13 protein-coding genes are annotated in these 13147 nt (G+C 63.0%); 8 read left to right on the plus strand and 5 right to left on the minus strand.

Features of this window, described 5'->3' with window-relative positions; translation table 11 throughout:
* Positions 1-116: 116 nt before the first annotated feature.
* Positions 117-545 (plus strand): molybdopterin-binding protein, encoded by a 429-nt coding sequence (locus DK254_RS00970; protein ID WP_043317216.1) that lies wholly within the window; start codon positions 117-119, stop codon positions 543-545.
* A gap of 206 nt (positions 546-751) precedes the next feature.
* Here DK254_RS00970 and DK254_RS00975 read toward each other — a convergent pair whose 3' ends face one another.
* The 5 genes from DK254_RS00975 to DK254_RS00995 all read right to left on the minus strand — a co-directional run bounded on the left by DK254_RS00975 (position 752) and on the right by DK254_RS00995 (position 4626).
* Entirely contained in the window at positions 752-1114 is a 363-nt protein-coding gene (locus DK254_RS00975) for a YidH family protein (RefSeq protein ID WP_089394618.1), read from the minus strand.
* 73 nt (positions 1115-1187) lie between these two features.
* Positions 1188-1613 carry a DUF6691 family protein gene (locus DK254_RS00980; protein ID WP_109931678.1) on the minus strand — a complete coding sequence of 142 codons (426 nt, stop codon included), beginning with the start codon at positions 1611-1613 and terminating at the stop codon, positions 1188-1190.
* Between the two features lie 2 nt (positions 1614-1615).
* On the minus strand, positions 1616-2047 hold the full coding sequence (locus tag DK254_RS00985; protein ID WP_109931680.1) for a YeeE/YedE family protein: 432 nt from the start codon (positions 2045-2047) through the stop codon (positions 1616-1618).
* 91 nt (positions 2048-2138) lie between these two features.
* Positions 2139-3752, minus strand: coding sequence for an ATP-binding protein (locus DK254_RS00990; protein ID WP_109931682.1), 1614 nt, complete (start codon positions 3750-3752; stop codon positions 2139-2141).
* Between the two features lie 169 nt (positions 3753-3921).
* Positions 3922-4626: a response regulator gene (locus DK254_RS00995; protein ID WP_109931684.1), complete on the minus strand. Its 705-nt coding sequence runs from the start codon at positions 4624-4626 to the stop codon at positions 3922-3924.
* A gap of 756 nt (positions 4627-5382) precedes the next feature.
* Between DK254_RS00995 and DK254_RS01000 the strand changes: the two genes are divergently transcribed.
* The 7 genes from DK254_RS01000 (at position 5383) to DK254_RS01030 (ending at position 12812) form a co-directional block, all read left to right on the plus strand.
* A complete protein-coding gene (locus DK254_RS01000) occupies positions 5383-8274 on the plus strand; it encodes a ribonucleoside-diphosphate reductase subunit alpha (protein ID WP_109931686.1) in 2892 nt (963 codons plus the stop codon).
* A 161-nt stretch (positions 8275-8435) separates the two neighbouring features.
* Positions 8436-9683, plus strand: a complete 1248-nt coding sequence (locus tag DK254_RS01005; RefSeq protein ID WP_089394612.1) for a ribonucleotide-diphosphate reductase subunit beta — start codon at positions 8436-8438, stop codon at positions 9681-9683.
* A gap of 330 nt (positions 9684-10013) precedes the next feature.
* Positions 10014-10385: a tyrosine-type recombinase/integrase gene (locus tag DK254_RS01010; RefSeq protein ID WP_042929798.1), complete on the plus strand. Its 372-nt coding sequence runs from the start codon at positions 10014-10016 to the stop codon at positions 10383-10385.
* Positions 10386-10414: 29 nt separating this feature from the next.
* On the plus strand, positions 10415-10855 hold the full coding sequence (locus DK254_RS01015; RefSeq protein WP_256595773.1) for a hypothetical protein: 441 nt from the start codon (positions 10415-10417) through the stop codon (positions 10853-10855).
* Positions 10848-11402 (plus strand): hypothetical protein, encoded by a 555-nt coding sequence (locus DK254_RS01020; RefSeq protein WP_225617171.1) that lies wholly within the window; start codon positions 10848-10850, stop codon positions 11400-11402. Before DK254_RS01015 ends, DK254_RS01020 begins: the two co-directional genes overlap by 8 nt.
* Before the next feature lie 431 nt (positions 11403-11833).
* Complete coding sequence (locus DK254_RS35115) at positions 11834-12067, plus strand: integrase core domain-containing protein (RefSeq protein ID WP_225617206.1); 234 nt, start codon at positions 11834-11836, stop codon at positions 12065-12067.
* Positions 12068-12119: 52 nt separating this feature from the next.
* On the plus strand, positions 12120-12812 hold the full coding sequence (locus tag DK254_RS01030) for a TetR/AcrR family transcriptional regulator (protein ID WP_158546391.1): 693 nt from the start codon (positions 12120-12122) through the stop codon (positions 12810-12812).
* Positions 12813-13147 lie beyond the last annotated feature (335 nt).

Here is a 13147-nt window from a genome sequence, read left to right on the forward strand (position 1 = left end):
GCGGGCGAATGCGTGTTTCATCGATATGCTCCAGTGGTTGGCTGTTGTTCTGCTTCGAAGGGCGCGCCGGCTCTGCTATACCTTCCTGACCTCACTGGAACCAAGGAGTGAAAGACATGAAAGTCAGCGCGCGCAATGTGTTCCGCGGCAAGGTCAAGCAACTGCGCAACGGCGCGGTGAATGCCGAGGTGGTGGTGCAACTGCCCGGCGGCAACGACCTGGTGGCCATCGTCACCGAGGAAAGCGTGAAGAGCCTCGGCCTGGCCCAGGGCAAGGACGTGGTGGCGCTGGTCAAGGCGCCCTGGGTGATGCTGATGACCGACGCCGAGGGCATCCGCCTGTCGGCGCGCAACTGCCTGGCCGGCACGGTGAAGTCGGTGGCCGATGGCGCGGTGAACGCCGAGGTGGTGCTGGACCTGGGCGGCGGCAGCGAAGTGGTGGCGGTGGTCACCCGCGACGCCGTCGCCGAGCTGGGGCTGGCGGCCGGCGTCAAGGCCACGGCGGTGATCAAGGCTTCCCATGTGATTCTCGGTGTTCCTTCCTGATGGATGCCACGGCACGTCGCTGGCGGGCCCCGGTCGAGGCCGGGGCCCGCTGCTGGAGATTCGTTATATCAAAAATTACATAACGGCACCCGCGGCACTGCAATACCCATTAAGGGCAACGCCATCAGCGTGGCCGGGGGCGTCCGTGCCGGGGAGCACGCCAGCATTCTGCACTTATTGACTTCAAGGTCAACTTTTACGTGGTGCTACAACGCCAGGTACAGCGTCAGCAGCAGGCCCAGGCCGGCCACCGCCAGGTTGAGCCAGGGCCCGGCGTTGACCCGGTAGCCCTCGGGAATCTCCACCGGCTTGAGCCCGCGCACCACCTGGCGGTACTGCAGCGCCGAGCTGCAGGCGGCCACGCAGCCGAGCGCGATGAACCCCAGCCCCACCCAGAACGACATGCGCTGCGCCGCCGCGGTCTCGAGGCCGGCGTGCATCAGGCGTAGCAGCAGGCCGGTGCGCTCCACCACGAAGCCGAAGGCGATCAGCGCCAGGGCGGTACGGTTCCAGGCCAGCAGGGTGCGCTCGGCGGCGAAGAAGACGCGGGGGTCGTTCAGGTCGGACATGGAGCCTCGGTTTGCCGGGGAATTCCCGGGTAGCGTAGGCGGCGGGCCGCCGCGCGTCCAAGAAGCCGCGGCCTCATGCCCCGCCACCCTCGCGCCGCTGGCGCCATTCGAACAGCCCCATGCCGGCCAGCATCCCCACCACGAACAGCGCCGCCTGCCAGTGGCCGGCGCCCAGGCCGACCAGCGCCGGCCCCGGGCAGATGCCGGCGATCCCCCAGCCGACGCCGAACAGCAGGCTGCCCAACACCAGGCGGCGGTCCAGGTCGCGCCGCGCCGGCAGCTGCATGGCGCCGCCGAGCAGGCCGTGGGCCTTGCCCCGGGCCAGGCCGAAGAACGGCAGGGCGGTGGCGATGGCGCCGACCATCACCAGGGCCAGGGACGGGTCCCAGGCCCCGGCCAGGTCGAGGAAGGCCAGCACCTTGGCCGGGTCGGCCATGCCCGCCAGCAGCAGGCCCAGGCCGAACAGCAGGCCGCAGAGGAAGGCGCTCAGTCGGGCCATGTTCAGGCTCCCAGCAGGTGGCGGATGCAGAAGACGCTGGCGAAACCGCTGGCCATGAAGCACAGCGTGGCCACCAGCGACCGCGGCGACAACCGCGCCAGGCCGCACACGCCATGGCCACTGGTGCAGCCGGCGCCGTAGCGGCTGCCCAGCCCCACCAGCAGCCCGGCCAGCAGCAGCGCCGGCCAGGCGCTGTCGAAGTGCAGCGTCGGCAGCGGCCCGAAGGCCAGCCACAGCAGCGGCGCCAGCAACAGCCCGAGGAGGAAGGCCAGGCGCTCGCCGCCGGCGCCGCCCCTGGCCAGCAGGCCGCCAAGCAGCCCGCTGATGCCGGCCACGCGGCCGTTGAGCAGGGCGAACAGGCCGGCGGCCAGGCCGATCACCGCGCCGCCGGCCAGGGCGCTCCAGGGGGTGAAGGCATTCCAGTCGATGCTCATGGGCAGGGCTTCCAGGAAAACAATATACAAAAATATATAATGTATTTTCGCAAAGTATCAACCGGAGCCACGCGCCGGGCCGCCGGCCGGCCTATTCCCTGGGCGCCTGGCGCCGCGGCCAGGTCAGGGTGAAGCAGGCGCCGCCCAGGCCCTGGCTGTGGGCGATGGACACCCGGCCGCCGTGCCAGCGGATGATCCGCCGCACGATGGACAGCCCCAGGCCATGCCCGCCGGTGACCCGCGTGCGGCTGTCGTCGACGCGGAAGAACGGCGTGAACAGGCGCTCCCAGCGGTCCTCGGGCACGCCCGGGCCGTCGTCCTCGACGTCCACCTGGCAGCGGTCCAGGCTGACGCGGTAGCTCACCCGCACCCGCGTCTCGGCGTAGCGGATGGCGTTGCTCAGCAGGTTCTGCAGGGCGCGGTGCAGGTAGCGCGGCTCGGCCTCGATCCAACTGCCCTGGTCGAAGGGCACCAGCGCGCCCGCCTCGCAGCTCACCTGCACCTCGCGGCGCAGCGGGGCGATCTCCGCCACCACCTGGCGCACCAGCGCGCCCAACTCCACCGCCTGGTAGCTCAGCGCCGGCGAGCCCTGCTCCAGGCGCGCGTAGGTGAGCATCTCGTCCACCATCTGGTCGAGGTCCTGGATGTCGCCGTCCATGCCCTCGATGTACTTGCGCCGGGCCTTGTCGTCCTCGGCGGACTCGATCATCTCCAGGCCGAAGCGCAGCCGCGCCACCGGCGTGCGCAGCTCGTGGGACACCGCGCGGACCAGTTCGCGCTGCACGCTGACCAGGCGCTGGATCTGCTCGGCCATGTGGTTGAAGGTGCCGGCCAGGCGCCCCACCGAGTCGCTGCCACGCTCCTCCACGCGGGTCTCCAGGCTGCCGCGGGCGATGCGCGAGGCGGCCGACTCCAGGCCGCGCAGGCGCTGCTCCAGGCGGCTGACCAGCAGGTACAGGGTGAGGCCGATCAGCGACAGGCCGACGGCAGCGATCAGCAGCAGCAGCTCCGGCGGGTAGGGGTTCATCTGGTAGATCGGCCCCAGCTCCAGCACCCAGGGCGTGTCGACGATGCCGGCCACCACGCGGATGGAGTCGCCGTTCTTGCCCAGCGCCAGCACCGTGTCGCCCTCCTCCACCCGGCGGCTCTGGTCGTCGTCCAGGTCGATCTCCTTCAGGCGCAGCAGGTGCACGTCGAAGCCGAAGCGCTTGTCGCGCACGATGCGCGCCAGGTGGTAAGGCTGCTCGCTGGCAGGGAAGCGGCGCAGCTCGTCCATCAGCATATAGATGGTGGCCCGCGCCAGCTGCTCGCTGACCTGCTCCACCTCGCCGGTGAGCACCAGCCCTTCCTGCAGGCTGACCTGGGTGTAGATATTCACCTGGTGCGGGCCGAAGGCCTCCACCAGCACCTGGTCGTTCATCAGCCGCGCGCGGTCGCGGCCGTCCATGCCCAGCGCGTCGAGCTTCTGCAGGCTCAGCGGGATGCCCATCAGGCGGCTCCACTGCAGCAGCGCGCGCTTGCGGTCCACCTCCTCCATGGGCGCCATCTCGTCGGCCATCAGGCGGAAGGTGCCGCGGGCCAGTTCCTCGCGGTAGCGGTCGCCGCGCACCTCGTTGACCAGGTGCAGGGTCAGCACGCCGAGGGCGGCGACCAGCACCAGGGTCAGCAGCATGCCGCCGTAGATGCGCAGGAAGATGGATTTCATCGGCGAAGCCCTGTGCCGGGTTCAGCGGCCGGCGTGGAGGCGCGGGGATGGCGCCGGGAAGTATGGATGCAACACGCAGGATGGGATGAGCGAAGCGATTCCCATCGATGGGTATCGCTGCGCTCCACGCCATCCTACGTGAACACGGAGGCTGGCGAGAACGTTGCCCCTACTGCTCGCCAACGAACAGGTAGCCCTTGCTGCGCACCGTCTTGATCAGCCGCGGGTGCATGGGGTCGTCGCCGATCTTCGGGCGGATGCGCGAGATGCGCACGTCGATGGAACGGTCCTGGCCGTCGTACTCGATGCCGCGCAGGGAATTGAAGATCTCCTCGCGGGAGAGGATGCGCCCGGTGTTGGCGGCCAGCAGCCAGAGCAGGTCGAACTCGGCGCTGGTCAGCTCGATGGTCTGGTCGTCCAGCCAGGCCTCGCGCATGGCGTTGTCGATCACCAGCTTGCCGAAGGTCAGGCGCTTGCTGCCCACCGCCGGCGCCTCCTCCGGCCCCTCGCTGCGCCGCAGCAGGGCGCGGATGCGCGCCAGCAGCAGGCGCGGGCGCACCGGCTTGCACACGTAGTCGTCGGCGCCCATCTCCAGGCCCTGGATCTGGTCCATGTCGTCGGTGCGCGCGGTGAGCATCAGGATCGGGCCGTCGTAGTCCGGGCGCAGGCGCCGGCAGATCGACAGGCCGTCCTCGCCGGGCAGCATCAGGTCCAGCACCACCAGGTCCGGCCGTTCCGCCAGCACGCGGTCCACCGCGCGGGCGCCGTCGGCCTCGACGCTCACCTTCAGGCCGTTGCTTTCCAGATAATCCTGGGTCAGCTCGGCCAACCGCTGGTCGTCCTCGACAATGAGGATTCGCGCCTCTTGCTCCACACCGCCTCCCAATGCACCTGAACGGGTCCGCCGCGCACCGCCGCGAGGCAGGCGCCAGGGCGCCGCGCGGCGCGTACGGACGTGCCGCATTGTAGCCAGGAAGCCGCGCCATGGCACGGGCGGAACGCGACGGGGCAGGACCACAAGATATTGTGGTAGGGTTCACACCCTGACAGCCTCAGGCCAACTCCTGAATCTGTCAGTCGCTCATGACGAACGGTGAAAATCAGCAGCGGTGCGGCCTGGCGCGATCCATACGCGATCACGCACACGCCACCCACAATTTATCCACAGGTTTCCCCCAGCCTCCCGCCTTGCAAAGCCTCCCATAGCGCATTATCTTGTATCCCCGTTGCGGATAACCCCTACATGTTGGGTCCGCAACCTGGAACCGGACACAAGAAGAAGCACGAGGTCGCGAGCCTTTTCCACGGCTCCTCCGGTTCCCCCAGCAGCTGCATCCAGGCGTACGGAAGTCCGACGCGGCGTAGGCCGCAAAGGAGTGATCGATGTCGATGGCCATGCGGTACGGGTGTTGCAACCGATCGGTCAACACCACTAGGTATTGTGGTTCCGGCCCGTAAAGCCGGACACCCGACTTGGGCCAGGGAGGCGCTTGAGTCCCCTTCCCCTGTTACGCAAGTTTTCATGCGGCCGGCCCCGCCGGACGCACACGCTCTTTATTGCTGTTTTTCCGGAGCGGCGCCCCTGGCGCCAGTGACAGAACCCACTAAGAGAATGTGGAGACACCCACCCATGCAAATCGACACCACTCGCGAGAACCCGCAGGCCGCAGCGCCGCAGGCTGCCGAATCCGCCCAGGATCTGGCCGCCACCGCGCCCGGCCAGCTGCGCGTGATCAAGCGCAACGGCACCGTAGTCCCCTACACCGATGACAAGATCACCGTAGCCATCACCAAGGCGTTCCTCGCCGTGGAAGGCGGCACCGCTGCCGCCTCGTCGCGCATCCATGAAACCGTCGCGCGCCTGACCGAGCAGGTCACCGCGACCTTCAAGCGCCGCATGCCGTCCGGTGGCACCATCCACATCGAAGAGATCCAGGACCAGGTCGAACTGGCCCTGATGCGCGCCGGCGAACAGAAAGTCGCCCGCGACTACGTGATCTACCGCGAAGCCCGCGCCAACGAGCGCAAGAACGCCAGCAGCGCCGGCGAGGTCGCCCAGCCGCACCCGAGCATCCGCATCACCAAGGCCGACGGCAGCACCCAGCCGCTGGACATGGGCCGCCTGCAGACCATCATCCGCGAGGCCTGCGAAGGCCTGGCCGAAGTCGACGGCGGCCTGATCGAGCGCGAGACCCTGAAGAACCTGTACGACGGCGTGGCCGAGAAGGACGTCAACACCGCCCTGGTGATGACCGCCCGTACCCTGGTGGAACGCGAGCCGAACTACTCCTACGTCACCGCCCGCCTGCTGATGGACACCCTGCGCGCCGAAGCGCTGGGCTTCCTCGGCGTGGCCGACAGCGCCACCCACCACGAAATGGCCGACCTCTACGCCAGCGCCCTGCCGGCCTACGTGGAGAAAGGCGTCGAGTTCGAACTGCTCGACCCGCAGCTGAAGACCTTCGACCTGGAGAAACTGGGCAAGGCCATCAACCACGAGCGCGACCAGCAGTTCACCTACCTCGGCCTGCAGACCCTGTACGACCGCTACTTCATCCACAAGGACGGCATCCGCTTCGAACTGCCGCAAGTCTTCTTCATGCGCGTGGCCATGGGCCTGGCGGTGGAAGAGAAGCACAAAGAAGACCGCGCCATCGAGTTCTACAACCTGCTGTCGTCCTTCGACTACATGAGCTCGACCCCGACCCTGTTCAACGCCGGCACCCTGCGTCCGCAGCTGTCGTCCTGCTACCTGACCACCGTGCCGGACGACCTGTCGGGCATCTACAGCGCCATCCACGACAACGCCATGCTGTCGAAATTCGCCGGTGGCCTGGGCAACGACTGGACTCCGGTGCGCGCGCTGGGCTCCTACATCAAGGGCACCAACGGCAAGTCCCAGGGCGTCGTGCCCTTCCTGAAGGTGGTGAACGACACCGCCGTGGCCGTGAACCAGGGTGGCAAGCGCAAGGGCGCCGTCTGCGCGTACCTCGAAACCTGGCACATGGACATCGAAGAGTTCATCGAGCTGCGCAAGAACACCGGTGACGACCGCCGCCGCACCCACGACATGAACACCGCGAACTGGATTCCCGACCTGTTCATGAAGCGCGTGTTCGACGACGGCCAGTGGACCCTGTTCTCGCCCTCGGAAGTGCCGGACCTGCACGACCTCACCGGCAAGGCCTTCGAAGAGCGCTACGAGTACTACGAAGCCCTGACCCAGTACGGCAAGATCAAGCTGTTCAAGACCATCCAGGCCAAAGACCTGTGGCGCAAGATGCTCTCGATGCTGTTCGAGACCGGCCACCCGTGGCTGACCTTCAAGGACCCGTGCAACCTGCGCAGCCCGCAGCAGCACGTGGGCGTGGTCCACAGCTCGAACCTGTGCACCGAGATCACCCTGAACACCAACAAGGACGAGATCGCGGTGTGCAACCTGGGTTCGGTGAACCTGGTCAACCACATCGTCGATGGCAAGCTGGACACCGCCAAGCTGGAGAAAACCGTCAAGACCGCGGTACGCATGCTCGATAACGTCATCGACATCAACTACTACTCGGTTCCGCAGGCGAAGAACTCCAACCTCAAGCACCGTCCGGTGGGCCTGGGCATCATGGGCTTCCAGGACGCCCTGTACCTGCAGCACATCGCCTACGGCTCCGACGCGGCCATCGAGTTCGCCGACAAGTCCATGGAAGCGGTGAGCTACTTCGCCATCCAGGCTTCCTGCGACCTGGCGGATGAGCGCGGCGCCTACGAGACCTTCGACGGCTCGCTGTGGTCCAAGGGCATCCTGCCGCTGGACTCCCAGCAGATCCTCATCGAGGCCCGTGGCCAGAAGTACATCGACGTCGACCTGACCGAGTCCCTGGACTGGGCCCCGGTGCGCGCTCGCGTACAGAAAGGCATCCGCAACTCGAACATCATGGCCATCGCGCCGACCGCGACCATCGCCAACATCACCGGCGTGTCGCAGTCCATCGAGCCGACCTACCAGAACCTCTACGTGAAGTCGAACCTCTCCGGCGAGTTCACCGTGATCAACCCCTACCTGGTACGCGACCTGAAAGCCCGCGGCCTGTGGGACCCGGTCATGGTCAACGACCTGAAGTACTACGACGGCTCCGTGCAGCAGATCGAGCGCATCCCGCAGGACCTGAAAGACCTGTACGCCACCGCCTTCGAAGTCGAGACCAAGTGGATCGTCGACGCCGCCAGCCGCCGCCAGAAGTGGATCGACCAGGCCCAGTCGCTGAACCTGTACATCGCCGGCGCCTCGGGCAAGAAGCTCGACGTGACCTACCGCATGGCCTGGTACCGCGGCCTGAAGACTACCTACTACCTCCGTGCCCTGGCCGCCACCAGCACCGAGAAGTCCACCATCAACACCGGCAAGCTGAACGCCGTGAGCTCGGTGATCGACGAAGGCCTGCAAGCCGCCCCGGCCGCTGCCCCGCAGCCGGCCCCGGTGCCCAAGGCCTGCAGCATCGACAACCCGGACTGCGAAGCCTGCCAATAAGAGCAGCGGCAAGCTGCAGGCGACAGGCCGCAGGCCGTCCGCAGTTGCCTTGACGTGCTCGACGACGGTGAAGCCAGGTGTGCCCTGGCTTCACCGGCAACACCAAACCTCTTTGCAGCTTCAGGCTTGCCGCTTGTAGCTGCGACTGAAAGGAGCCCCCAATGCTCAGCTGGGACGAATTCGACAAGGAAGACCCCACCGAAGCCAAGGCCGCCCCGGCCGTGGCCAAGGCCGCCGCCCAGGCCGCCGACAAGCTCGATGACGAAGCCGCCGGCTCCGTGGAAGAAGCCCGCGCCGTCTCCGCCAGCGACTCCGACGCGGTCGCCCGCGCCAAGCAGGCCCTGGACGCCCTGGACATCCAGGAAGGCCTGGACGACCTGGAAGGCTCCGCCGCCCGCGTACAGGTCGGCGACAAGCAGATGATCAACGCCCGCGCCGACCTCAACCAGCTCGTCCCCTTCAAGTACGACTGGGCCTGGCAGAAGTATCTGGATGGTTGCGCCAACCACTGGATGCCGCAGGAAGTGAACATGAACGCCGACATTGCCCTGTGGAAGAGCAAGGACGGCCTGAGCGAAGACGAGCGCCGCATCGTCATGCGCAACCTCGGCTTCTTCTCCACCGCCGACTCCCTGGTGGCGAACAACCTGGTGCTGGCGGTGTACCGCCTGATCACCAACCCCGAATGCCGCCAGTACATCCTGCGCCAGGCCTTCGAAGAGGCGATCCACACCCACGCCTACCAGTACTGCATCGAGTCGCTGGGCATGGACGAGGGCGAGATCTTCAACATGTACCACGAGATCCCGAGCGTCGCGAAGAAAGCGTCCTGGGGCCTGAAGTACACCCGCTCGATCTCCGACCCGCAGTTCCAGACCGGCACCCCGGAAACCGACCGCCAGTTCCTGCGCAACCTGATCGCCTACTACTGCGTGCTGGAAGGCATCTTCTTCTACTGCGGCTTCACCCAGATCCTCTCCATGGGCCGCCGCAACAAGATGACCGGCACCGCCGAGCAGTTCCAGTACATCCTGCGCGACGAATCCATGCACCTGAACTTCGGCATCGACGTGATCAACCAGATCAAGATCGAGAACCCGCACCTGTGGGATGCCCAGATGAAGGACGAAGCCACGCAGATGATCCTGCAGGGCACCCAGCTGGAAATCGAATACGCACGCGACACCATGCCGCGCGGCGTCCTGGGCATGAACGCGGCGATGATGGAGGACTACCTCAAATTCATCGCCAACCGCCGCCTGACCCAGATCGGCCTGAAGGAAGAATACCCGGGCACCAGCAACCCCTTCCCGTGGATGAGCGAAATCATGGACCTGAAGAAAGAGAAAAACTTCTTCGAGACCCGCGTGATCGAGTACCAGACCGGCGGCGCGCTGAGCTGGGACTGACGGAAGTAGTCGTCATTTTTCACTAAGAATTGGAATTTATTCACTTCAAAGTGGAATAAACGCACCAAATGAGTGCGGAGTGTAACAAGCAAGAACCTTGGAGCCGTTAAGGATGGCGGTGAAGAGGAGCAGTCGAAAGGGCCGGAGTGCTGCTATGCACACCGGCCTTTTTTTGATGATGCCCGCCAAACGCAAGCGTCCGCCACACACCGAAAAATCTAAGCGGGCGTGGCCTATGTGTATAAAGCCACTCCCGGCACATCGCAGACAGGCTGCGTACGAGACTGAACGCTAGACTCAGACTGCCGCAGGAAAGGAGTCACCAGATGGATGCCAAGAACCTCGAAGTTCGCCGGCATGGCGCGCGGGGCCGTGTTTCGCCGCCTGGATCGCTGGGGGCACCTGAACAACAAGGCGCTGCACCCCGGCAGCCTGATCAGCCTGCTACGCCAGATATTGTTGCGCGCCGGTGTCCCGGCTGAGCTGTACACCAGTCATTCGCTGAGCCGCGGCTTCGCCACCTGGGCCACGGCCAATGGCTGGGATCTCAAAGCGCTGATGACCTACGTGGGCTGGAAGGACATTAAATCAGCGATGCGCTACACCGACCCGGCGATCTCCTTCGGTAGCCTCGCGGCGAGGCCAGCATTGGAGTCCTCTGTGGGCACTTCGACGCATTTGCTCGCTCACATCGACAGGTGACAGGAGTGAAGGCACAGGGATATCGCTCAATGACTCACTTCGATGAGCCGACACTACGAACCATTTACCCGACGTCGTTTGCAAGCGACGGCTTCCGGTGGCACGTCCGAGCATTCTGTTTCAGGTCGCTCATTTTCAAGGACTTTGTACTGGGGCGAATTACAGAGGTCATCAACTCCTCCCCCCCCCCCTCACCTATCCCACGAGATGCAGAGTGGGAAACATTGATCGACGTAGTCATCGGACCCAATCCGACTTACCCCCCTAATAAGCGCCGAGCGATTGAGCACGACTACCAAATGGTAAATGGAGAAACCAAGCTTCGTGCCCGCAAAGCCCAGCTCTACTACCTCAATCGCCGCCTGAACTTGAATCTCAAGGCGGGCGACCCCGTGAATGACTCCCAGCAAATCGTCATGCTTCGCATCGAGGAACATATTCCTATAGGGGAGGCACAGCAAAATGAGTGATAACGGCGTAACAGGGGACGCTCCAGCCAAGCACATATGGATGATCCTAGGGATCCTGTTCTATCTATTGGGCTGGCTCATCTTCGCAACCTACTCGATAGGTGCCATGGCATTAGGTTGGTTACCAGTCCCCTACGCGCCATTGCGCGTGCCGCTCATGTGTGGCGCTATCGCTTATGTGGGCGGGGCGCTGTATTGCTTCCGGGCGATATACCTAAACAAATGCGTTCATAAGCGTTGGGACCCAGACTGGCACATCTGGTATTTCATTCGCCCCATCACCAGCACTATTGCCGGGGCAGTCAGTTTTCTATTCCTCAAAGCTGGCCTCCTTGTGCTGGAGTCGAGCTCAAAGGCCGACGCAAGCGAGATTGGTTTCTTCGCCCTTGCATTCATCGCCGGTTTCAACGTCGACAAGTTCGTTGCAAAAATTGAAGAGGTAGCGAAGGCCGTTTGGGGGATTGACAAATCAAGAAGCGCCAAAACCCTTGCCGGAGAACCAACGCCGCCGCCCAGCGGAACATCCACGCCTTCCAAGACACCCTGATCGTTAGTATGTGCAAAATCACAGATACTTTGGTGATCTAGAGTGAAAAATATGTATATCTGACTACTTCGAGATCGACTTTCTTTATGTCGAAACCGCGAAAGTGAAGATGTAACCACGTTGCTCTATTTGCGTCATTTGTCACTATGAGCTGGAATTTTTCACTTCAAGGGGGCATGTTAGGGACAGCACCGGAATCGCTCTGACAAAGCCCATCGACACCGCTTCCCGTCGTTGCCCATGGGACTTCATTAGAAAACTTTCCCCTCCTCTGCCAGAGCCTCATCGAGGATCGAAAGGATCTGGTCGGCCTGTTCGCGGTCGATGGTCAGCGCCGGGCTCAGGCACATGGTGTTGTTGAAGTCGGCGAAGGAACGGTTGGTACGGCTGTACCTACGACTACTTAGCCTTGGTCCCGGCAAATTCGCATCCTGCACAGCCCCTCGCAACCAGAGGCTTGCCGGGACAATACGGAGGTGGAGCGTTTCTTCCGCTCGCCGAAAGCAGAACGGCTGTACCTGACGCACTACACCAGCAACCAGAATGCGAAAAGTGACTTGCTCGACTGCATCTACCTTTACAATCACCTCCGTCGCCACTCGATATTGGGCAATCTCCGTCCGATGGAGTTTGAGCGGCGAAATGCAAGTAATAGCCTTAACTAACTGCACATCAGTTGCGGATCAGGCCACAAAGCAGATCAAAGCGGAGACTCACGTGACCAACAGTCATTCCTCATCAAGATCAGACGGCGCTGCCACTCGCGAGCACATTATTGAGGAGGCCGGTCGACTTATTGCTAAGTACGGTCTGGCAGGAGTGAAAAGCGCATTAATTGCAGAGAAATCTGGCACCAGCTCTGCCTCAATAAATTACCATTTTGGCAGTCGCGCAAAGCTTTACGAGGAGGTTATTTCCGAAGCTAAAAGGCGAATAGATCGCCTTCCAGAACTGAGCCCTACCTCTGACCTAGAGCTCCCGGCATCGATACAATTGCGTCGCACCTTAGAGCGTCTGATCGACATAAGTACAACAAAAGACATATGGTATGTCCAGATACTTATAAGAGAACTATTCCAGCCATCTTCGAGACTTCAGAAGCTCTTTGAAAAAGAGGGTGATGCTCAAATATCGAGACTACTGGAGATTTCTAGCCAGATTAGCGGCATTCCTAGAACCGCTCCCGACCTGCCGTACTTCGTACTCTGCATTGTCGGACCTTGTATTGCTCTACTCATGGAAAACACTTACAAAAATCCCACCATCGACATGAAGAAAACTACAGCCGCCGCGCTCTTAGACTTCTTCCATAGTTTCTTCCTGGCAGGTCTATTGGCGGCAGGCCAGAATTACTCTAGCGACACTCAAAAACTTGACATAGCCACAATCACCCCAAGTACTCGCACCTAGAGGCAAAACCAAGTGTCATGACCATTCTTTTCAACCGCTGAAAACAGGCCATTCCAAAGTCACAGCAAAAGCTCGTGGAAAAAACCGGCCCGTCAGCCTATGCCTGAACCATTACCAGTTTGTCGAACCGCTGCATTAAATAAAGTCGCAGCACCTTCAACAGCGACTCCATTGAACCTGACAACCTAGCACTTCGGGCTTACCAGTGCCCCCCCCGCTCCAGAACTTCGGTGACGCCATCGACACAGAGCAGCCGCCCCAACACCAGGCTATTTGCCGGACTAGCCAGGCAGAAGCGCTCAACCGGGCATCCGCCAGAATTTGCGACACCTCGA

Origin of the sequence: Pseudomonas sp. RW407 (assembly GCF_003176655.1) — a bacterium.
Taxonomy (GTDB): Bacteria; Pseudomonadota; Gammaproteobacteria; order Pseudomonadales; family Pseudomonadaceae; genus Pseudomonas; species Pseudomonas delhiensis.

Excerpts from the sequence above, each read along its gene's own strand:
- DK254_RS00970 (WP_043317216.1), top strand. The coding sequence starts at position 117 with ATGAAAGTCAGCGCGCGCAATGTGTTCCGCGGCAAGGTCAAGCAACTG.
- DK254_RS00975 (WP_089394618.1), bottom strand. The coding sequence starts at position 1,114 with ATGTCCGACCTGAACGACCCCCGCGTCTTCTTCGCCGCCGAGCGCACC.
- DK254_RS00980 (WP_109931678.1), bottom strand. The coding sequence starts at position 1,613 with ATGGCCCGACTGAGCGCCTTCCTCTGCGGCCTGCTGTTCGGCCTGGGC.
- DK254_RS00985 (WP_109931680.1), bottom strand. The coding sequence starts at position 2,047 with ATGAGCATCGACTGGAATGCCTTCACCCCCTGGAGCGCCCTGGCCGGC.
- DK254_RS00990 (WP_109931682.1), bottom strand. The coding sequence starts at position 3,752 with ATGAAATCCATCTTCCTGCGCATCTACGGCGGCATGCTGCTGACCCTG.
- DK254_RS01000 (WP_109931686.1), top strand. The coding sequence starts at position 5,383 with ATGCAAATCGACACCACTCGCGAGAACCCGCAGGCCGCAGCGCCGCAG.
- DK254_RS01005 (WP_089394612.1), top strand. The coding sequence starts at position 8,436 with ATGCTCAGCTGGGACGAATTCGACAAGGAAGACCCCACCGAAGCCAAG.
- DK254_RS01010 (WP_042929798.1), top strand. The coding sequence starts at position 10,014 with ATGCCAAGAACCTCGAAGTTCGCCGGCATGGCGCGCGGGGCCGTGTTT.
- DK254_RS01015 (WP_256595773.1), top strand. The coding sequence starts at position 10,415 with ATGACTCACTTCGATGAGCCGACACTACGAACCATTTACCCGACGTCG.
- DK254_RS01020 (WP_225617171.1), top strand. The coding sequence starts at position 10,848 with ATGAGTGATAACGGCGTAACAGGGGACGCTCCAGCCAAGCACATATGG.